The 20205-nt window shown below is 50.6% G+C and carries 17 protein-coding genes; 12 read left to right on the forward strand and 5 right to left on the reverse strand.

From position 1 onward, the window contains the following. From ABXT40_RS05085 to ABXT40_RS05105, 5 genes are all read left to right on the forward strand, one after another. A complete protein-coding gene (locus tag ABXT40_RS05085; protein ID WP_443646748.1) occupies positions 1–2196 on the forward strand; it encodes an ATP-binding protein in 2196 nt (731 codons plus the stop codon). Further along, positions 2196–3596, forward strand: a complete 1401-nt coding sequence (ntrX, locus tag ABXT40_RS05090) for a nitrogen assimilation response regulator NtrX (RefSeq protein WP_443646749.1) — start codon at positions 2196–2198, stop codon at positions 3594–3596. Before ABXT40_RS05085 ends, ntrX begins: the two co-directional genes overlap by 1 nt. Beyond that, positions 3593–4972 (forward strand): Trk system potassium transporter TrkA, encoded by a 1380-nt coding sequence (gene trkA / locus ABXT40_RS05095; protein WP_443646750.1) that lies wholly within the window; start codon positions 3593–3595, stop codon positions 4970–4972. Before ntrX ends, trkA begins: the two co-directional genes overlap by 4 nt. A gap of 166 nt (positions 4973–5138) precedes the next feature. Next, on the forward strand, positions 5139–5399 hold the full coding sequence (gene hfq, locus ABXT40_RS05100) for an RNA chaperone Hfq (protein WP_443646751.1): 261 nt from the start codon (positions 5139–5141) through the stop codon (positions 5397–5399). Then, complete coding sequence (locus ABXT40_RS05105; protein ID WP_443646752.1) at positions 5392–6249, forward strand: inositol monophosphatase family protein; 858 nt, start codon at positions 5392–5394, stop codon at positions 6247–6249. Before hfq ends, ABXT40_RS05105 begins: the two co-directional genes overlap by 8 nt. Here ABXT40_RS05105 and mazG read toward each other — a convergent pair. Continuing rightward, complete coding sequence (mazG, locus tag ABXT40_RS05110; RefSeq protein WP_443646753.1) at positions 6246–7058, reverse strand: nucleoside triphosphate pyrophosphohydrolase; 813 nt, start codon at positions 7056–7058, stop codon at positions 6246–6248. The genes ABXT40_RS05105 and mazG overlap by 4 nt on opposite strands. A gap of 218 nt (positions 7059–7276) precedes the next feature. On the opposite strand from mazG, the gene ABXT40_RS05115 reads away from it, so the two are divergent. Continuing rightward, on the forward strand, positions 7277–8017 hold the full coding sequence (locus tag ABXT40_RS05115; protein ID WP_443646754.1) for a DUF502 domain-containing protein: 741 nt from the start codon (positions 7277–7279) through the stop codon (positions 8015–8017). 62 nt (positions 8018–8079) lie between these two features. Here the strand turns inward: ABXT40_RS05115 and recG are convergent, their stop codons facing one another. Next, positions 8080–10200, reverse strand: coding sequence for an ATP-dependent DNA helicase RecG (gene recG / locus ABXT40_RS05120; RefSeq protein ID WP_443646755.1), 2121 nt, complete (start codon positions 10198–10200; stop codon positions 8080–8082). Positions 10201–10407: 207 nt separating this feature from the next. Here recG and ABXT40_RS05125 point away from each other — a divergent pair, with 207 nt between their 5' ends. Together ABXT40_RS05125 and mfd are read left to right on the forward strand one after the other, a co-directional pair. Then, on the forward strand, positions 10408–10695 hold the full coding sequence (locus tag ABXT40_RS05125) for an FAD assembly factor SdhE (protein WP_443646756.1): 288 nt from the start codon (positions 10408–10410) through the stop codon (positions 10693–10695). Positions 10696–10699: 4 nt separating this feature from the next. Further along, positions 10700–14215, forward strand: a complete 3516-nt coding sequence (gene mfd, locus ABXT40_RS05130) for a transcription-repair coupling factor (protein WP_443646757.1) — start codon at positions 10700–10702, stop codon at positions 14213–14215. A gap of 43 nt (positions 14216–14258) precedes the next feature. Here the strand turns inward: mfd and ABXT40_RS05135 are convergent, their stop codons facing one another. Then, positions 14259–14888 (reverse strand): DsbA family oxidoreductase, encoded by a 630-nt coding sequence (locus tag ABXT40_RS05135; RefSeq protein WP_443646758.1) that lies wholly within the window; start codon positions 14886–14888, stop codon positions 14259–14261. A 190-nt stretch (positions 14889–15078) separates the two neighbouring features. On the opposite strand from ABXT40_RS05135, the gene ABXT40_RS05140 reads away from it, so the two are divergent. From ABXT40_RS05140 to ABXT40_RS05155, 4 genes are all read left to right on the forward strand, one after another. Continuing rightward, positions 15079–15597 (forward strand): hypothetical protein, encoded by a 519-nt coding sequence (locus ABXT40_RS05140; RefSeq protein ID WP_443646759.1) that lies wholly within the window; start codon positions 15079–15081, stop codon positions 15595–15597. Between the two features lie 4 nt (positions 15598–15601). Beyond that, complete coding sequence (locus ABXT40_RS05145; RefSeq protein ID WP_443646760.1) at positions 15602–16267, forward strand: glutathione S-transferase N-terminal domain-containing protein; 666 nt, start codon at positions 15602–15604, stop codon at positions 16265–16267. 102 nt (positions 16268–16369) lie between these two features. Further along, positions 16370–18130 (forward strand): lysophospholipid acyltransferase family protein, encoded by a 1761-nt coding sequence (locus ABXT40_RS05150; RefSeq protein WP_443646761.1) that lies wholly within the window; start codon positions 16370–16372, stop codon positions 18128–18130. Positions 18131–18187: 57 nt separating this feature from the next. Continuing rightward, positions 18188–18454, forward strand: a complete 267-nt coding sequence (locus ABXT40_RS05155) for a hypothetical protein (protein WP_443646762.1) — start codon at positions 18188–18190, stop codon at positions 18452–18454. Between the two features lie 35 nt (positions 18455–18489). Here ABXT40_RS05155 and ABXT40_RS05160 read toward each other — a convergent pair whose 3' ends face one another. Next, on the reverse strand, positions 18490–18897 hold the full coding sequence (locus tag ABXT40_RS05160) for an aconitase X swivel domain-containing protein (protein ID WP_443646763.1): 408 nt from the start codon (positions 18895–18897) through the stop codon (positions 18490–18492). Continuing rightward, positions 18897–20123, reverse strand: coding sequence for an aconitase X (locus tag ABXT40_RS05165; protein ID WP_443646764.1), 1227 nt, complete (start codon positions 20121–20123; stop codon positions 18897–18899). Before ABXT40_RS05165 ends, ABXT40_RS05160 begins: the two co-directional genes overlap by 1 nt. Positions 20124–20205: the final 82 nt, after the last annotated feature.

Raw genomic sequence — 20205 nt, forward strand, 5'->3', positions numbered from 1 at the left:
ATGTTGAAATCGAATGATCAAAACACATCCATGACGAATAAGAAAAGCTGGTTTAGCGAAGATCGGCTAGCCTATATTTCGATCCTGTTCACCCTTGGAATGGGGGCGGCCACGGCCTATGCCTTGACCCGTGTTGACTATCTGTCAAACGATACTGATTTCGTGATGTGGCTGATCATGATTGATGCGCTGGCATTGCTTGTGCTTGGCACGCTTGTGGGGCGCCAAATCTGGCGCTTATGGTCGGAACGCCGCCAACGGCTTGCCGGTCATCAGCTGCATTGGCGGATGGCGGTTCTGTTTGGTGGGGTGACTACGTTTCCAGCGATTATTGTGACGCTATTTGCGCTTTTTGTTGTCGATTATTCACTGCGAGGCTGGTTTGCTGAGCGCATCTCAACCGCGGTAAATGAATCTGTTCGTGTTGCTGAATCCTATTTTGACGAACATGCACGTTCGATTTCGGGTGAAGTGCTAACAATGGCCAATGATATCAACCGCGAGGCCTATCGGCTGGTTGGCAAGGGCAATCTGATGGACCGCTATCTTAGCGATCAGGCCGCACTTCGCAATTTGTCGGATGCGATTATTTTTGATGGTACCGGACAGGTTTTGGCAAAATCGCAGTTTGCCTTTGCAATTACTTTTACCAATCTTGAATCAAGCTGGGTCGAAAAGGCCCGCAAGGGCGAGGTGGTTGTGCTTCGCGCCGATGAAACCAATAAATTGCGCGCCGTGGTAAAATTAAACAGCTATGTCGATGCGTATCTTCTTGTTGGCCGTTTTATCGACTCAAAGGTTCTGCTAGCGATGGATCAGACGCGCCTTGCCGCATCAGATTATCAACAGCTAGGATTCCAACAGCTTGACCTTCAAATCAGCTTTGCGGTGTTGTTTGGGATTATTCTTCTGCTGATTCTGATTACGTCCCTGTGGATTGGCTTGAATTTGGCAACGGCAATTGTTGGGCCGCTCGGCTCGGTTATCCATGTTGCTGAACAGGTGCGTGCCGGTAATTTGTCGCAGCGCGTGCCCGAAGATTTGCAGCTTGAGGAAATTTCGCGTCTTGGGTCGGCCTTTAACCGCATGCTTGACGAGTTGGCGCGAAGCCGCGAACAGCTTGTGCAGGCCAATACCCAGATTGATCAGCGCCGTGAATTTACCGAGGCGGTTCTTGGCGGGGTGTCATCAGGTGTTGTTGGTCTCGATCGGGATGGCAAGGTTACGTTGCCGAATGCAACAGCGCGCGAATTGCTTGGCAAAAAAGATACCGACCTGATTGGCCGAAAGCTGGCTGATGTTATTCCTGAATTCAAAGGCTTGCTGGCGATCACCAATCAGAAAAAACGCCGCTTTGGTGAAGAACAGATTATTCTTCAGCGGCAAAACGGTCATTTAATCCTACGGGCGCGTATCGTCAGCGAGGTGATTGAAGGGCGGGTCATTGGTTATGTTGTGACCTTTGACGATGTCACCAGCCTGCTAAGTGCGCAGCGCAAGGCTGCTTGGTCTGATATTGCGCGGCGAATTGCGCATGAAATCAAGAATCCATTAACGCCAATCCAGCTTGCCTCCGACCGCTTGTTGAAAAAATACCGTCCAGATGATCAAAAGGCGGCTGATCAATTCGAGGAATATGTTCGCATCATCATGCGTCAGGTCGATGATATTGGCCGCATGGTTGATGAATTTTCGGCCTTTGCCCGCATGCCGCAACCCGAAATGGATCGCCATTCTTTGCTGGAAATTGTCAATGGGCAGATTTCACTTTTTGCCAGCAAGGATCTGTCGCTTGATGTTGAAATTGATGATGCCAAGCAGGATTATATTACCATTTGTGATGCTGGGTTGGTTCGCCAAGCGCTAACCAATCTGCTGCAAAATGCCAAAGATAGTTTGCAAGAGCATCATGTCGCCGCGCCAGCCATTCGCATTTCAATGGCAAGCGAAGATGATATGATTGCCATCACCCTTGTCGATAATGGCCCGGGATTCCCCGAAATGGATCTTGGCAAGCTGCTTGAACCCTACGTAACAACGCGGCAAAAGGGCACCGGACTTGGTCTTGCCATTGTCAGTAAAATTATGGAGGATCATGGCGGTAACATGCAGCTTGGCAAGGCTGATGGCGGCGGCGCATTGGTTTGTTTGAAATTTCCAATCCACACAACAACGCGTAATGGACAAATCATATAATGGCTGATGATATTCTGATTGTTGATGATGAAAAAGACATTCGCTCGTTGTTAAGCATGACGCTTGAAGATGAAGGATATGCCACCCTGCAAGCGGCTAATGCTGATGAGGCAAGATCAGCATTGCTGGCGCAGCCGCCGAAGCTGGCTATTCTTGATATATGGATGCGCGATTCCGATATGGACGGCATCGAATTGCTTGAATGGGTGAAATCCATCTATCCGTCATTGCCAGTACTGATGATTTCAGGGCATGGAACAATTGAAACCGCGGTTCAGGCCATTCGGCTTGGGGCTTATGACTTTATCGAAAAACCGTTCAAAGAAGCTCGCCTGTTGATGATGGTTGAGCGGGCGCTTGATAATGCGCGGCTTGCACGCGAAAATATCGAATTGCGGGCGCGAATTGATGATGGGGAAACCCCTGAATTAATTGGTAATTCGGCGGTGATGCGGACAATCCGTCAATCAATCGAAAAAATCGCGCCAACCGCCAGCCGTGTTTTGATCAATGGGCCAAGCGGAAGCGGCAAAGAATTGGCTGCGCGCACGATTCACAGCCAGTCAGATCGCCGTCAAGAACAATTTGTTGTCGCCAATTGTGCCAGATTATCAACCGAACGCGTTGATGCTGAACTATTTGGTGCGGAAAGCCTGCAAAGCCATCGCCGTATTGTTGGCTTGTTTGAACAGGCGCATCGCGGAACATTGTATTTTGATGAAATTTGCGATTTGCCACTGGAAACGCAAGGCAAGATTGTGCGCGCCGTCAATCAACAGCGGTTTCGGCGTGTTGGTGGCAATAGCGAGGTTGTGGTTGATGTGCGGGTTATTTCGGCGTCAAGCCGTGATCTGTTGTCGGAGACTAGCGCTGGCCGTCTTCGCGAAGATTTATATTACCGGCTTGGCGTGGTGCCATTATCAATGCCGTCACTTGCCGATCGGCGTGAAGATATTCCGGTTCTGGCAAAATATTTCACCAATCGCATTGCCAAACATGTTGGGGTAAAGCCCATTCATCTTAGTGATGAGATTTTTGCTGCGATGCAGGGCTATGATTGGCCGGGCAATGTGCGGCAAATGCGTAATGTAATTGAAACCTTGCTGATCATGGCACCTGATGACCGCAACCAGCCTGTGGGGCTTGATTTGCTTCCGGCTGAAATTCAGAATATGTCGCGTCAAGGTACCAATTCTGATATGGAACAATTGATGGCCTTGCCATTGCGCGGCGCGCGTGAAGAATTTGAACGCGAATATTTGGAAACACAATTGCATAAATTCAATGGAAATATCTCGCGTATGGCGGCGTTTATCGGAATGGAACGATCTGCCTTGCATCGCAAAATGAAATCGCTTGATATCGCAACGGATCTTCAAGAAGAGGGTAAAAAGACATGAAAATTGTCATCTGCGGCGCCGGACTTGTTGGCAGTGCCATCGCAAGCCACCTTTGCGAAGAACAAAATGACGTAACAGTGATTGATGCCTCGGCCGAGAATATTCAGCGTATTACCGATCAATATGATGTGCATGGTGTTGTTGGGGTTGCATCGCATCCTGACCGGCTTTCCGAAGCTGGCGTTCGTGATGCCGAATTATTGATTGCGGTCACCGAGTCTGATGAGGTGAATATGGTTGCCTGTCAGGTTAGCCATACGATTTTCAATACGCCGGTAAAACTTGCCCGTATTCGCAGTACTGCCTATCTTGATCCAGCCTTTGCCAGCCTTTACGGTCCGGAAAACCTACCCATTGATCATATCATCTCGCCTGAGGCGGAAGTGTCGGCAGCGATTAGCAACCAGCTTCGCGTGCCAGGGGCATTTGATGTGCAGAATCTATGTGACGGCAAAATGAACCTTGTTGGCGTCCAATGTACAGAAAACAGCCCTATTTTGGGAACGTCACTTCGCCATCTCACAAGCTTATTCCCTGATCTTAGCCTCACTGTTTTGGCGATTATCCGCGATGGCAAGGTGATTTTACCGCGGTCAGGCGTTGAATCAATGGAGACTGGCGACCGCGTTTACTTTGTCTGTGACAGCACGCATCTTGATCGCGCTATGGCCAGTTTTGGCCATGAAGAAGGCGAGGCGCGGTCGGTGGTCATTGCTGGTGGTGGCAGTATCGGGCTGATGTTGTCACGGGAAATCGAAGCCAATTTCCAAAATACGCATAACCAGATCATCGAACTTCACGCTGGTCGGGCAAAATCGCTTGCCGAGGAATTGCAGGGAACCGGTATTATCAATGGTGATGCACTGGACAGTGCCATTCTTCGTGAGGCCGGTGTTCACAAGACCGAAACCTTTGTTGCGGTAACCGAAGATGACGAGGTGAATATCCTGTCAGCCTTGCTTGCCAAACGAACTGGTGCCAAACACGCGGTGGCCTTGGTGAATATCCCAGGCTTTATCCCGCTTGTCAGCACGCTTGGTGTTGATGCAGTGATCAACCCATCGCAGATCACCGTTTCATCGATTCTGGAACATGTGCGCCGTGGCCGTATTCGTGATGTTCATCCCATTGTTGAAGATCTTGGCGAGGTTCTTGAAGCTGAAGCCCTGCCATCATCCTTGCTTGTTGGCAAACCTTTGCGGGCGGCCAAAATCCCGAAAGGCTTGGCAATTGGCGGCGTTTACCGCGATGGCAAGGCAATTGCGATTCGTGGGGATACCGTGATCGAAGCTGGCGATACAGTGATTATCTTTGTTGTGCGCGGCAAGATTGCGCAGGTGGAGAAACTGTTATCGGTTCGGCTGGATTTTTTCTAGGCACAAACCTGTCCAACAAAGTTCATGCCGAAAATCAAATTTCAAAAACCACGCTCATTTGATTTCAGATGACCAGTCGTGACCGCAGCGGAAAAAGCCGGTGACGAGGCATTGTTTATTTTCATTTTTACCGTTAAGCTTTGTCTCTCTTAAGGGGGATAATAAGATGGCCAGTGAAAAGAGCCGCAATTTGCAAGAGATTTTCCTAAATAATGTTCGTAAGTCCCATGCCGCTGTTACGGTGTTTCTCGTAAACGGCGTCAAGCTGCAGGGCGTTATCACTTGGTTTGATAATTTTTCGATTCTCTTGAAGCGCGATCAGCATGTGCAGCTTGTCTATAAACATGCAATTTCGACAATCATGCCTGTGGCGCGGGTTCAGCTTCAGGACTTTGATGAAAAGGACATGGATATCGAAGGTGAGTGACGCAGCGATTGAGCCGGTGCTTGAGAGACCATCCGCCAATCCAACGCTAAAAGCCGTCATTACCGATCTGTTGCGCGAGGCGGCTGATCGTTTCATCGTTCCGCGCTTTCAAAATTTACAATCGCAAGACATCGCCACCAAAACCAGCGATACGGATTTCGTTACCATCGCTGACCAACAGGCCGAAGCATGGCTTGCGCCTAAATTATCAGTTTTACAGCCCGGATTTGTGATTGGCGAAGAAGCCGCATCGCTGACACCGGCCATTTGTGATCAAATCCCGGTTGGTTATGGCTGGACGATTGACCCGCTTGACGGCACCAAGAATTTTGTCAAAGGCAAACCGGCCTTTTGCAGCATGGTGGCTTTGCTGTGGAATGGTCAGCCAGTGCAAAGCTGGATCTGGCAGCCGCTGACCCAAACGCTGTTTTACGCTGCCGAAGGGCAGGGTGCGGTTCGCATTGATAAAAACGGTGCGTCCAGCCTTCGTCTTAAAAACCGTTCAGATGATGTCGATCTGATGTTTGGTTCGGGCAATAGTCTTGGGCTGATCGAGCCGCAAAAAAGCGCCTTTCAAGCGCGGTTACGATTGTTGGCTGGGCGTCGCTTTACCGGCAGTGCCGGCATTCAGGCTTGTTTGATCGCTAGCGGTGATGAAGATTTCCTCATTCACGGGAATTCAACACCATGGGATCATGCGCCCGTTGATCTGCTATGCCGTGAGGCGGGCGGCTATGCGGCGATGCTTCGCGATGAAAGCCGGTTCCATGTCGCCATGAAAGCACCCTTTATGGCCGTATCGAGCCAGGCTGGTTGGAACCGTTTGCGTGACGCGGTTTGGCGCGATTAGTCAGATGTCTGTTTGCGATCATAGGCCTTGGCATCCTGCCAATAGCCTTCCATCACATCAAGCGATACACCAGTAAAGTTTTTATGTTTAGAAACAATATTTTCCTCGACATAGTTAAATCTATTTTCAAACTTTATATTGCAGTTCTGAAGGGCTATTTCCGGATCAACCCCAGCTTTTCTTGCCAGATTAATTGCAACAAAAAGCAGATCACCAACCTCATCTTGAATGCGGGATTGGTCTTTATTTTCACGGGCAAGCTCAACGGCTAATTCTTCGGCCTCTTCTCTCATTTTATCCAGAATCTGATCAATTTCGGGCCAGTCAAACCCAACTCGTGCGGCTCTTTTTTGCAATTTCAACGCGCGCAGCATCGGCGGCAGGCCGCGGGCAATGCCGTCAAGAAGTTTGGTTTCGCCTTTTTGAGCCCGTTCGCGCGCCTTGATATCTTCCCAAAGCCCGTTTTGCGATTCAACCGATGGCCGATCATCATCGCCAAATACATGCGGATGGCGGGCCACCATTTTGTCGGAAATGCTTTTGGCGACATCTTCAAGCGCAAAACTGCCTTCCTCTTCGGCAATGCGTGCGTGAAAGACAACTTGTAGCAAAAGATCGCCAAGCTCGTCACGAATGGCGGTGCGGTTGCCAATTTGAATGGCATCAGCCACCTCATAGGCTTCTTCAATTGTATAGGGGGCGATGCTAGCAAAATCTTGCGCGACATCCCACGGACAGCCGGTTTCTGGATCACGAAGTCGGATCATAATCTGATACAGCCGGTCAAGTTCATTTAGATGATTTGTCATGCGCGCCAGCCTATCAAAGTGATGATGTCTTTAACAATGAAAAGCAGCATCCATATGATATATTGTTTGGGATTTGGGTAAATCACCGATCATGCAGGGGGGGAATTGAAACCATTTGCTAAATCGGTGTAAAAAGCGCAAATAATGGAGGCGCAGCTTTGGGTCGGCCAAGGCATGCGCCTTTTGACATGTTTTGATGTTTGATAACGGGAATTGGCATGAATATCAGCGATAATGAATCAGAAATTGTAAAGCCCGGTATTTTCGCGCGGGTGCGCGGGTGGTTCTTTACCGGCCTTCTTGTCACGGCACCGGTTTTATTGACCGTCTATATCACTTGGGCCGCGATTAAATTGATCGATGGTCAGGTGAATAAGCTTATTCCAGCTTTTTCAACCTGGAACATTGGCGATATTCCGGGAGCAGGGCTTGTTGTTGGCGGCGTGATGATCACGCTGATTGGTGCGGTTGCTGCCGGTTTCTTGGGACGCTGGATTATCCGGCTTGGCGAATCTTTACTAAATCGTATGCCAGTGGTTCGCACGATCTATGGTGCCACAAAGCAGATTTTGGAAACTGTGATTTCCGCCCAGTCCGATGCGTTTCGCGAGGTGGTTCTTGTTGAATATCCACGCCGTGGCTTGTGGGTCATCGGCTTTGTAACTGGCTCGACAAAGGGCGAGGTCGCCCGTCTGGTTCCGGGGTCAAATGTGAATGTGTTTATCCCGACAACGCCAAACCCAACATCAGGCTTTTTGCTGTTTTGTCCGGTAAAAGATATCATCCGTCTCGATATGACGAATGAAGAAGCGGTCAAGCTGGTCGTGTCGGGCGGTATCGTATCGCCGCCTGATAGAGCGATCAATGCGGGTAAAGCCGCGAAAAAGCCTGCCGCGAAAAAGGCTGTAGCGAAAAAGCCTGCCGCAAAAAAGGCTGTAGCGAAAAAGCCCGCTGCTTAAAAGTCTTTAGAAAAGAAACCGGGGTAAAAAAAAGCCGCTAAAAAAGCGGGTTAATCGCACATCTAGCCGGACGCTAGGAATTTGACCGCACTATCGCGTTCAAACAGGCTGAGCAGCAAATTCATATTCTTTTGGTCATTCTGCTCTAATATCCGGCCAGCCTCGCTTCGGGCAAGGCTGAGCAGGTCACGATGCGCTGCAAGATCAGCAAGCACAAATTCGGGCATGCCGGATTGCCGTTGTCCCAGAAATTCACCCGGCCCGCGCAATTCCAAATCTTCTTCGGCAATCACAAAACCGTCATTCGTGTCGCGCATGACGCTAAGTCGTTTTGCCGCGGTTTCGCTTAACGCAACGTGATAGACCAAAAGACAACTACTTTGCTGGTCACTTCGGCCAACACGGCCGCGTAGCTGGTGCAATTGTGCAAGGCCAAACCGTTCAGCATGTTCGATAATTATAATGCTGGCTTCAGGCACATCAACGCCAACTTCGACTACTGTCGTCGCGACCAACAATTGCGCCATACCATTGCGGAATGCCTGCATCGCGCTGTCGCGCTCACCAGCTTTCATTTTGCCATGCGCCAGCGCAACCGTGATATCGGGAAGCGCGCGTGCCAAAGCGGTAAACCTGTCTTCGGCGGCGGCAATGTCCAACTTGTCAGATTCTTCAACAAGCGGGCAAATCCAATAGGCGCGTTTTCCCTTGCCAAGCGCGCGGCCAAGGCTGGATATCACATCGCCTAAACGATCACTTGGCAGAACGCGCGTGTCGATTGGCAAACGGCCAAGCGGTTTTTCGTCAAGGCGGGAATGATCAAGATCGCCATAGGCGGTCATGGCAAGGCTTCGCGGAATTGGCGTTGCGGTCATCACCATAACATCGACGTGCGCCCCTTTTTCGCCAAGAAGAATCCGCTGTCGCACGCCAAACCGATGCTGTTCGTCAACAACCGCCAAGCCAAGATCGTGAAAAGCAACAGTTTCCGATAATAGCGCATGCGTTCCAACCACGAGTGACAGGCTGCCATCGGCCAGTTTTTCAAGCGTGTCTTTCCGGCTTAGAACAGGCATGGTGGTGGTTCCGGTTTTTGCATTTGCCGTACCGCGCCCTTGGCCAAGTAAAAGGCCAATTTCGATATCAAGCGGGGCAAGCATCGCTTGGATGCTGGCATGATGCTGGCGCGCCAAAACCTCGGTTGGTGCCAAAAGCGCGGCTTGCGCCCCCGCTTCCATCGCATTGAGCATCGCCCATAATGCGACAAGCGTTTTTCCCGAGCCAACATCGCCTTGTAACATACGAAGCATGCGTTTGGGTTTGGCTTGATCACTCGTAATTTCGTCAATGGCGCGGTTTTGGGCGCCGGTCATTTCATAGGGAAGGCTGGCGCGAAGCTTGCTGGTGATATGGCCATCGCCGCAATAGGCGCGGCCCGGTGTTGCCTCGGCGGCGCTACGGCGTACCATGCGCATCGCCAGCTGGTTTGCCAGCAATTCGTCAAAGGCAAGACGCGCCCGCACCGGACTGGTCGGCAACAGGTCAGGCGGGTTTTGCGGGGCATGAACTGCGCACATCGCTGTGGCAAAATCGGGCCAGCCATACTGCTGTATGATGGCGGGGGGAATCCATTCGGGTAAATCGGGAATGCGGGTCAAGGCATCGGCAATGGTGCGGCGCAGAATTTTCGGCGTTAAGCCCGCTGTTAATGGATAGATTGGTTCAAAAATTGGCATTTTACTGGCTTGAGAGGGCGGTAAAATATGATCGGGATGTGCCATTTGCACTCGGCCTTGAAACAGCTCGACGCGTCCGCTGATCAGCCGGCGCTCGCCAATGGGCAATTGCTTGGCGACATAATCATCATGCGCATGGAAAAAAACCAGCTCCAGTGTGCCAGTTTCATTTTCGCAAAATACCCGATAGGGACGGCGAACACCACGCGGCGGGCGGTCATGTTTAATCACAAGACAATCAAAAGTGGCAATCGCACCATCATCAACATTGGCAAGCGATGGGCGCTGGCTGCGGTCAATCAGGCCAATCGGCAAATGCCGCAAAACATCAATCACATGCTGTCCAACACGCTTTTCCAGCACCGATGCCAGCTTGGCACCAACACCGGCAAGGCTGGTGGTTGACGCAAAAAGCTGAAATATCTCGGCGGGGCGCTTTGGGTGCACGATGCTTGTCTCCTTATCAGGCGGCGGCCGCTCACTGCCTGTCACCGACGAAATGATCGGACACAAGCACGCTTGTGTCTAGGCATTATCGCCCATATCTGTTATCTCATGCCAGCCATTTGTTGGTGTCATTTGCCAGCAAGCCAGTTTTTGAAAAAGGCTAAGCCACAGATTTTTAAAAAACCGGATTTAAAAAGGAAGTTGTTTATGTCATCGTCAGCTGTACCGCCTGTTATGCCTGAATTGTCAAACCGCGTTCGCCGGTTGATTTATAAGGCCAGCTATACCGGCATGAAGGAAACCGACCTTTTGCTTGGGCATTTTGCCAAAATGCATTTGCCGCATCTCAATGAATCCGATCTGACCGATTTTGAAAATTTGCTTGAGGCGGGTGATCCTGCGATTTATGCATGGGTGATGGGCAATGCGCCGCTGCCCGAAGCCTATGACACGCCTGTTTTTCATTTAATTAAAGAGTTTAAAAAACAACATTAATTACATGAAAAATATTAATAAAATTAATTTAAAAAATGATATTTGGGGTGCGCCTGATGGGGTGACCTCTTTGGCGCTGTTGCAGATCGCTTCGGCCGGAAAACCCTTTGTCTATGTGGCACGCGATGATGTTCGCATGACGGCAATGGGCGACAGTCTGCGGCGGTTAGCGCCCGATTTGCGCCTCCTTAAATTTCCGGCATGGGATTGTTTGCCATTTGACCGGCTGTCACCGCAAGGCGGATTGGTTGGAAGGCGGATTGAAACGCTTGCCCAGCTTGCCAGTGATGCGGGTACACGACCACGCATTTTGCTGACAACAATTAATGCGATTTTGCAGCGCGTGCCGCCAAAAACCTATTTTACCGACAGCAGTCTGGTGATTACCGCGGGTCAGCCAACCAAGGATTTGACAAATAGGCAAACGCTAGGGCTTGCTGCCTTGGCGGATTACCTTGCCGGTCAGGCTTATTTGCGAACTGATACGGTGCGGGAAACCGGTGAATTTGCGGTTCGAGGCGGCATTTTGGATGTGTTTCCACCCGGGCAAACAGCACCAGCACGGCTCGATTTTTTTGGTGATGATGTTGAAACGATCCGCAGTTTTGATCCGGCGACCCAGCGAAGCATTGGCAAGCTCGAACGCCTAATTTTGCGCCCAGTCGCAGAATTTATGATGAATGATGCGACGATTGCGCAATTTCGTACTAGCTATCTGTCGCTATTTGGCGCAAAGGCCAGCCGTGATGCGCTTTATGAGTCGGTGTCAGCAGGGCGAAGCCATCCGGGAATTGAACATTGGTTACCGCTATTTCATGGCGATTTGGCCTGTTTGACGGATTATTGTTCGGGGTGGCCAATTGTGTTGGATCACGAAAGCGATGCCGCCATTGCCGCACGTTATGCGCAAATTCATGATTTCCACGAGGCACGTCTGGTGCATGGAAGTGATGATACGGCAAGCCCGTACCGGCCATTGGCGCCAGAAAAGCTGTATCTATCGCAAACTGAAACCGATCACTTATTCGAACAGGGCATGGCCTGTCGCCTGTTTGCCTTTGCCCCTATGCAGGATGGTGGGCGAGATGGCGCAAAAGATTTAGCCAAAGCCGACCAGCCTCAAATGCAAGATGCTGGTGGGCGGGCGGCAATCCGGCTGATCAAAGTCGAAGGCAAAAGTGCGGTTCCGGAATTGGCTGCCTTTGTCACGGCCGAGCGTAGCGCCGCCAAACGCCCGATCATTGTTGCCTGTAGTTCGCCCGGGGCGGCAAGCCGGTTAGCCGATTTGTTGGACGGGCATCTTGACGCGGGTGCGCTGCAACCGCTTACCGCGATCGAAGATGCGGCTTCTGGCGGTTTTTATGTGATGCAATGGCCGCTTGAAGCGGGGTTTCAAACCGATCATCTGGTGGTGGTCTCCGAGCCAGATATCTTTGGCCAGCGTTTATCACGGCCGCAATCAAAACGTGCCAGAGGTGATGATTTTCTGCGCGAGGTCAGCGTTCTTGAAACAGGCGATCTCGTGGTTCATGCCGAACATGGTATTGGCCGCTATGAAGGGCTGATCATCATTAATAGCGCTGGCGGCGACCATGATTGTCTTCATCTTGTTTATTCTGGCGGCGATAAATTATATTTGCCGGTGGAAAATATCGAGCTGTTGTCGCGCTATGGCAACGCCGGTGGCGAAGCCCAGCTTGACAAGCTAGGTGGTGTTGCATGGCAGGCGCGTGTTGCCCGCATCAAAGGCCGCGTTCGGATTATGGCCGAACAGCTTATCAAGATTGCGGCGGCGCGTTATCGTGCGCGTGCCGAACCTTTGATTGCAGAAGATGGCAGTTTTGGCGAATTTTGCGCGCGCTTTGCCTTTACCGAAACTGAAGATCAGTTAAATGCAATCAATGATGTTGTTGATGATTTGGCGTCGGGTAAAGCCAGTGACCGCCTGATTTGCGGCGATGTTGGTTTTGGCAAAACCGAAGTGGCGTTGCGCGCGGCCTTTATTGCGGCGATGGCGGGTTATCAGGTGGCTTTGGTCGCGCCAACAACATTGTTGGCGCGCCAGCATGGCAAGGTTTTTGTCGAACGATTTGCCGGTTTTCCGGTCAAAATTGGCGTGTTGTCTCGAATGACGTCAACAGCCGATGCGAAAATCATTCGTGAAAATATTGCCAGCGGCGAAATCCAAATTGCCATTGGTACGCATGCGCTTCTGGCAAAATCGATCGCGTTTAATAACCTTGGTCTTTTGATCATTGATGAAGAACAGCATTTTGGCGTTGGCCAAAAGGAACGGTTAAAAGAGCTTCGCGGTGATATTCATGTGTTAACTCTGTCTGCAACGCCGATCCCGCGCACGCTGCAAATGGCGCTGTCAGGTGTTCGCGAAATGTCATTGATTGCAACACCGCCAGTAGACCGGTTGGCGGTTCGCACCTTCGTTGGTCCATGGGATGGCGTTGTTCTTCGCGAGGCGATCCAGCGGGAAATGTTCCGTGGCGGGCAGGTGTTTATGGTTTGTCCCCGCATTGATGATATGCAGCGGGTTTATGACCGTATTACCAAGCTGGCACCCGAAGCACGGGTGATTTCAGCGCATGGGCGCATGCCAGCCAACGAGCTTGATCAGGTCATGACCAAATTTGCTGATGGTGAAGCCGATATTCTGCTATCGACCAATATTGTTGAATCGGGAATTGATATCCCGTCGGCCAATACGATGATTATTCATCGCGCCGATATGTTTGGCCTGTCGCAGCTTTACCAGCTTCGTGGCCGTGTTGGGCGGGGTCGCCAGCGCGCCTATGCCTATTTAACATCTGATCCGCAACGGCTGTTAAGCCCGCAGGCGCGCCGCCGTCTTGAGGTTATGCAAACGCTCGATACGCTTGGTGCCGGATTTACGCTTGCATCTTATGATATGGATATTCGCGGTGCCGGAAATCTGCTTGGTGATGAACAATCCGGCCATGTTCGTGAGGTTGGGGTCGAGCTTTATCAAGAGATGTTGCGACAAGCTGTTGATACCGCCAAATCTGGGCGTGGCGGTGAAAGTGAAGAAGATGCAAAACCGGCATGGACACCGCAAATCAATCTTGGGCTGGAAATCCGGCTGCCTGAATCCTATGTACCCGATCTAACCGTGCGTCTGTCGCTTTATCGCCGGATTGCCGATCTTGCTGATCCACAGGTAACCGATATATTGATCGCCGAGCTTGTTGACCGTTTTGGTGTTTTGCCCGATCCGGTTAAAAACCTGTTTTTGGTGATCGAATTAAAACAATTATGCCGATTGGCAAATATCGAAAAAATTGATGCAGGACCAAAAGGATTGTCATTGGCATTTCGCGATAATCATTTTGCTCGTCCGGATGCGCTGATCGGCTGGATTGCCGAACAGGGCGGGCGGGTGCAGCTTCGTGCCGATCATCGTCTGGTGGTGGCAACGCCAATTCCAAAGCCTGAGATGCAGCCAGCAGCCTGCAAAACCGTCTTGCAAGACCTTGTCGCGCTGCTATAGCGGCTTGCGAATCAAAAATTCAGGCATTTACCGCCGGAACGGCCTATTCTGCCGGTTTGACAAGACAGCCATCAATGGCGGGGATCAGATGTTCGGGCATATGCGCACCGGCAATGGCATATTGCCCCGCAAAAATCATAAACGGAACGCCATCGACCCGAAGCTGGCGCGACATTTCGATATCATTGGCAATTTGCCGGTCAAGGGCTGGATCGGCAAGGCTGGCCGGATCAATGGTAAAGCCGTTTTCATGGGCTATTTTGGCAAGTTCATCATCATCGCCAATATCGCGGCCATCAATGAAATAGGCTTTGAAAAACGCGTCGCTTAAATCATGGCCTTTGGCAGCGGCGGCAAGCAGATAGCGATGGGTTTTGCGACTATCGGGGGTGCACTTGATTCCGTCAAAATTAAAGGCAATTCCGCTTTCAAGACCGGCGTCGGCAATACGGCCATAAACGGCCTTGGCGGCATTACCGAATTTGCCAATTAGATAAGCCTGACGATCCATGCCAGTCGAGGGCATTGTGGGATTAAGCAAAAAACACCGCCAGATATAGCGCGGGGTTACATGGGGGCGGGCGGCAAAGGCGGCATCAAGCCGCTTTTTGCCAATATAACACCAAGGGCAAATGATATCGGCGTAGATTTCAACATCAACAGATTGCGTCATGTGCCTTCGCCCTTGTTGGTAGCCCGACCCCATCGAAGCGCATTGTGATTGGCTTGGCAAGGCATGATTGTTGCGCTGTGCCAAGGCAGTTGATTTTGTCAACCTTCGCAACCATGTTAGATAATGCCATGTTAGATATTGCGCATTGGTTTGCAATGCTATTTGGTTTTGATGATTTAGGATAATGCAGATGCAGGAAAACGCCGCCTTTGAAGATTCGTCCGGAATGTCGCGCGAAAAGATTGAGCAAGCGCGTGATGCGCTTATGCAACTTCGTACTCTTTATATATCGGTAAACAGCCAGCAAGATAGTCCTGAAATGGGCGTGTCGCCCTTTATCCGGCGTGATGACGGATTATATATTTTTACCAGCCATCTCTCGCAGCATGTTCGCGATTTGATGGCGCAAGGCGCGGCAACCTGTATGCTTTGTGCTGATGAGGCCAAAAGCCAAAATATTTGGGCGCGTAACCGATTGAAATTTGCCGTGGATGCGGTTGAAATTGCGCGTGACGATGCCAAATTCGGCGGGCTTTGTGACGATTTTTCTGCAGCGCATGGGCCTACGATGGATTTGATCCGCAATTTTGGCGATTTTCATATGTTCCAGCTAGTGCCGCGTGATGGTGTTTTGGTGTTGGGTTTTGCCAAGGCCTTTACCGTTACCGGTTCTGATTTTACGATTGTCGCCCATATCAGCAAAGCCTAACAACATGGCGCATGTCGACCATCCCCCGATTTTCTGGAGTTTTCGGCGTTGCCCCTATGCCATGCGGGCGCGGCTTGCGATTGCGGCAAGTGGTCAAAAAGTTGAATTGCGCGAAATTCTGCTTCGTGACAAACCGGCCAATTTTCTGGCCACATCGCCAAAAGGCACAGTACCAGTCCTAAAGCTTGAAAATGGGCAGGTGATTGACGAAAGCCGCGATATCATGTTCTGGGCGCTTGGACAGAATGATCCTGAAAACTGGCTTGCTGTTTGGCGGCAAAATCCGGCTTTGACCATGGCCTTTTTGAATCGGCTGGATGGCGGGTTTAAACATGATCTTGACCGGTATAAATATGCCAACCGTTATGATCGTGACGCCGGTTCGGCTCATCGCGATAACGGCGGCGCATTTTTGGCCGAGATTGACCAAGATTTACAGCAAACAGGCGCGCTGTCAGGGGCGCAGCTTGGCCTATTGGATTTCGCCAGCCTGCCTTTTGTGCGCCAATTCCGTATTGCCGACCCTGACTGGTTTGACAATCAATCCTGGCCGCATCTTCACGCATGGCTTGGCGGTTTTCTTGACTCGGCTAGTTTCCGGCTGGTGATGCAGAAATATCCGCAATGGAGTCCTGATGGACAATCAATTGCCTTCCCGCCAAAGCCCTAGCCGGCTTTGCCGGTTTGCTAACAAAATTTGGACAGATTTATCAATTGTCATAAAATCGTAACATCAATTGGCGATTATGCCGTGCAAACTAGCGAGGCTGTGATGTTGGATATGCCTGACACAACGACAAAATTGATTGATGTTGGCGCGGTTTTACTGGCTCGTCTGCCATCCTTAAAGCATTATCCGGCGGTGCTTGTCCGGTTTTTGATCTGGTGTCTTCGCACCCTTGTGAATGAAGACCGCATTAATCAATTTTTGCAAAAACATGGCTATCTCAATGGATTTGATCTTATTGATCAGGTTTTTGACGAATTGCAGCTTGATTATCTGGTTCGCCATGACGAGATCAAAAACATCCCCGTTACCGGGCGGGTGCTGATTGTTGCCAATCATCCGCTTGGCGGACTGGATGGGTTGGCATTGCTTCGCCTCATTGGGAAAACACGCCGTGACGTGTCGATTGTTGTGAATGAATTATTATGTAATATCAATTCGCTAAACAGCATGTTTCTACCGGTTAATGCATTTGGTGGGGAAACGCATAAAGCCGATTTAGAGCGGATCATCACGGCGTTAAATCAGGATCGTGCGGTTATTATTTTTCCCGCTGGTGCGGTGTCGCGGGCGGGGCCAAAAGGCATTCGTGATGGCAAATGGCTATCGGGGTTTTTACGCATTGCCGAAAAGACATCAGCGCCCATATTGCCAATCCATATTCGAGCGCGAAATTCGGTTCTTTTTTATCTTGTTGCGAGGCTAAGCGCGACATTATCCATGCTGATGCTGCCGCGTGAAATGACCGGATTTAAGGGCAAGATCAGCCTGACCATCGGCCAGCTGATTCCCATTGGTGATTTCGAGTCACTGCCGATGGGGCGGCGTGAAAAGGCGCAGCTTGTGAACCGGCATTTGCGGCGTCTTGGGCGCGGAAAACCCCCCGTCTTTAAAACGCCAAAAGGCATTATTCATCCGGTGTCACGAAAAACCCTTCGCGACGAGTTGAAATCGGCTGAAAAGCTTGGCGTTACCGCGGATAACAAGCATATTTTGCTGGTTGATTATGCCGAGAACAACGCGGTTATGGATGAAATTGGCCGGTTGCGCGAACTGACCTTTCGGTCTGTCGGTGAGGGTACAGGGAAAAGCAAGGATATTGACCAGTTCGATCATTATTACCGCCATCTATTATTGTGGGATGATGATCGGCTGGAAATTGCAGGTGCCTATCGCCTTGGCGAGATATGGCGCTGGCAGGGACAGCCAAAAACAAAGCTTTATTCACATTCGCTTTTTGACTATCAGCCGTCAATTCAGCCCCTGTTCGCGCAAGGTTTGGAACTTGGGCGAAGCTTTGTCCAGCCTCAATATTGGGGGCTTCGCAGTCTTGATTATCTATGGCAGGGGATTGGTGCCTATCTCGCACCGCATCCGCAAGTCAGATATCTGTTTGGCCCGGTCAGCTTGTCAAATAATATGCCAAAACCGGCGCGTGATATGTTGGTGCATTTCTATGAAACCCATTTTGCCGATCCCGATCATTTTGCGCTTCCTGCCATCCCCTATGTGATTGATGCTGATAATTTGGCGGATTTGCGTCAGCAGATGCCCGGTCTGGATTTTGACATGGATCATGAATGGCTCCGCAGCCAGCTTGGGTTTATGGGGCTGAAAATTCCAACATTATTCAAACAATATGCCGATGTTTGCACCCCGGGTGGAGTGCGGTTTTGCGGCTTTAGCATTGATCCGGCCTTTAATCATTGTGTTGATGGATTGGTGCTTGTCGATATCCGCCAGCTAAAGCCGAAAAAACGCGCCCGATATATTGGTGCGGCACTGCCCATACCTGCTCAAAGCTGACTCTGGCATGAATTTTGCGTTCATCTTGGGTGACAAAAGATCAGGAAGGAATGCGTTATGGCAGCAAAATTGAGTTCGGATATAATTGTCGATGTGATCGAGGCCACCATTCGGGTGTTGGTTGATACCGGATTAACCCGCGATGAGGCATTGCAAGTGATGCTCAGTCAGATTGCGGTGCAGGTTTCACCGGATGTGATGACAATCGCGACCCAGCTGACTGAAAAATATCATCATGATTTCGATCAGGCAAAATGGCATACTGACAAGCGCAAGCAGGACCAGCCTGTTGGCTCTGCTGAATTTGCCTTTGGCCCGCTTTAGCCAACGGATCTGCGACATCACCGTGTGCGCCTGATTTAATCGTGAATTATGACCTCGCCCGCGGCAGGGTCAATTTCAATGATTTGTCCTGATTTGATAAGGCTGGTCACATCGCCATCTTCAAATCGGTCACACATGGCCATATTGGCCAATGCCGCCCCTTGCACCAGAATGGTGTTTGCCTCATTAAACAAAATTCCTTTTGGCGTGATGCCTCTAGCGGTCATTTCATGCAGCATCCACGCGGTTGCAACGCCTCCTTTTGCCGTGTTGAACACAAGAATTTTCTGATCATATGATTGTCCGGCAAGCTTGTGCTGTGGGCGTGAAAAAATTCCCTTTATCCGGTCAAGGTCATAGCGTGCGGAAAAATTATCATCGGCAACAAGCGCCTCGCCGCTAACCTTTGGCCCAACGCCTTTATGACATTTCAATCGTTTCATCAGATCATCTCTCCGTGAATGGCTGCTGCAACACAATCCTGCATGCTGGCAAGCACTGGTTTATAGCCATAACCACCTAAAATATTGACAATTTTTGTCGAATTGCTGAGCAGGTGAACCCAGCCATTTGCTTCGCCAATTTCGCGGGCGTATTGATTATAGAAACAAGTGCCTTCAAGCACGGTGCCGCCAGCCGTTTCGATCTTGTTGATAAAGCCCATCCGCCCAGCATCACCATAGGTTTGCGGCGACGTACAAACAATTAGCGGCAATTGCAATTTATGACCATCAACTAGGCTGGCAACCTGTTCCATTTCGACAATCGATAATTGTGGGGCGGCAAAAACCACTACATCCGGCCGTTCGCCTTGGCCGGCAAAATTGCTTCTCAAGGACGCAAGGTCGAAATCGGCTATTTGCGTGACGGGCAGGTTGGTGCCGCCAACCGCTGCCAGATTTGGCGCTTCGGGGGTAATGCCAATCATATGAAAAAGCGGGGTTGATCCATAGCTGGCCATCGCCGCGCCAAAATGCTTGATCTCATCCGATGTTGGCACGCGCTCGATGCCTTCAATCACCGGCACTTCCCAATAGGATCCAGCCATCCGGCCGATCACCGCGCCAAGAACCCCCCAATCGGTCAATTCGGCAGGTTGAACCGTTACCTGAAAGCGGCGTGTTGCTTGGCGATTCTGGTCAAGATGCAAACCATAGCGCGGCGTGCGTCCGGTAAGTCCGGCCGCCAATGCAGATGGGCCACCTTCAAAATTAGACCGTGCGCCACAAACGCTGTTTGAATAGATTACAACGCCAGTATCGCCATAGGCAACATGATCGCCTAGCAATGGCGGCATGATGGTTTGATAGTTAACGCAAGTGTTAGTCATCATTATGCCAATCGCCTCGCAAGCAGCTATAAATCTTCGCTCTATATTGGCCATTTCTTCGGTTTGGCCAAGTGGGCGGTAATGATTTAGATCAACCCCGCGCGGGTCTGTGATCATCGGGATTACAACCTGGCCACCATCATTGGCGATCGATTCCATAAAACCCGCGCCGGCCTCACCAATCGATTCAGGGTCGGCCATCATATGTGCCTGACTAACCGCCACCATATCGGGCGCATCAAAAAAATTGCCAACCTTGATCTGGTGATCAATTGCCCATTGTTTTGCCTTGCCAAAATCGCCGTTCAGCATAGCCTTTTCTTCGTCATTTAACTGCATTTTGGAAACCTTGTCCTGTGCGATGCCGTCTAAGGTAAGGCTAAGCATGTTGTGCATTGATTACCAAGCCTAAATAGTCGCA

Source organism: Candidatus Ponderosibacter sp. Uisw_141_02 (assembly GCF_048087665.1).
In the GTDB taxonomy this organism is placed as follows: Bacteria; Pseudomonadota; Alphaproteobacteria; order Puniceispirillales; family Puniceispirillaceae; genus UBA3439.

Bases quoted from the DNA above. Each gene is read 5' to 3' on its own strand.
- ABXT40_RS05085 (WP_443646748.1), top strand. From the start codon at position 1: ATGTTGAAATCGAATGATCAAAACACATCCATGACGAATAAGAAAAGC.
- ntrX (WP_443646749.1), top strand. From the start codon at position 2,196: ATGGCTGATGATATTCTGATTGTTGATGATGAAAAAGACATTCGCTCG.
- trkA (WP_443646750.1), top strand. From the start codon at position 3,593: ATGAAAATTGTCATCTGCGGCGCCGGACTTGTTGGCAGTGCCATCGCA.
- hfq (WP_443646751.1), top strand. From the start codon at position 5,139: ATGGCCAGTGAAAAGAGCCGCAATTTGCAAGAGATTTTCCTAAATAAT.
- mazG (WP_443646753.1), bottom strand. From the start codon at position 7,058: ATGACAAATCATCTAAATGAACTTGACCGGCTGTATCAGATTATGATC.
- ABXT40_RS05115 (WP_443646754.1), top strand. From the start codon at position 7,277: ATGAATATCAGCGATAATGAATCAGAAATTGTAAAGCCCGGTATTTTC.
- ABXT40_RS05125 (WP_443646756.1), top strand. From the start codon at position 10,408: ATGTCATCGTCAGCTGTACCGCCTGTTATGCCTGAATTGTCAAACCGC.
- mfd (WP_443646757.1), top strand. From the start codon at position 10,700: ATGAAAAATATTAATAAAATTAATTTAAAAAATGATATTTGGGGTGCG.
- ABXT40_RS05135 (WP_443646758.1), bottom strand. From the start codon at position 14,888: ATGACGCAATCTGTTGATGTTGAAATCTACGCCGATATCATTTGCCCT.
- ABXT40_RS05140 (WP_443646759.1), top strand. From the start codon at position 15,079: ATGCAGGAAAACGCCGCCTTTGAAGATTCGTCCGGAATGTCGCGCGAA.
- ABXT40_RS05145 (WP_443646760.1), top strand. From the start codon at position 15,602: ATGGCGCATGTCGACCATCCCCCGATTTTCTGGAGTTTTCGGCGTTGC.
- ABXT40_RS05150 (WP_443646761.1), top strand. From the start codon at position 16,370: ATGTTGGATATGCCTGACACAACGACAAAATTGATTGATGTTGGCGCG.
- ABXT40_RS05155 (WP_443646762.1), top strand. From the start codon at position 18,188: ATGGCAGCAAAATTGAGTTCGGATATAATTGTCGATGTGATCGAGGCC.
- ABXT40_RS05160 (WP_443646763.1), bottom strand. From the start codon at position 18,897: ATGAAACGATTGAAATGTCATAAAGGCGTTGGGCCAAAGGTTAGCGGC.
- ABXT40_RS05165 (WP_443646764.1), bottom strand. From the start codon at position 20,123: ATGCAGTTAAATGACGAAGAAAAGGCTATGCTGAACGGCGATTTTGGC.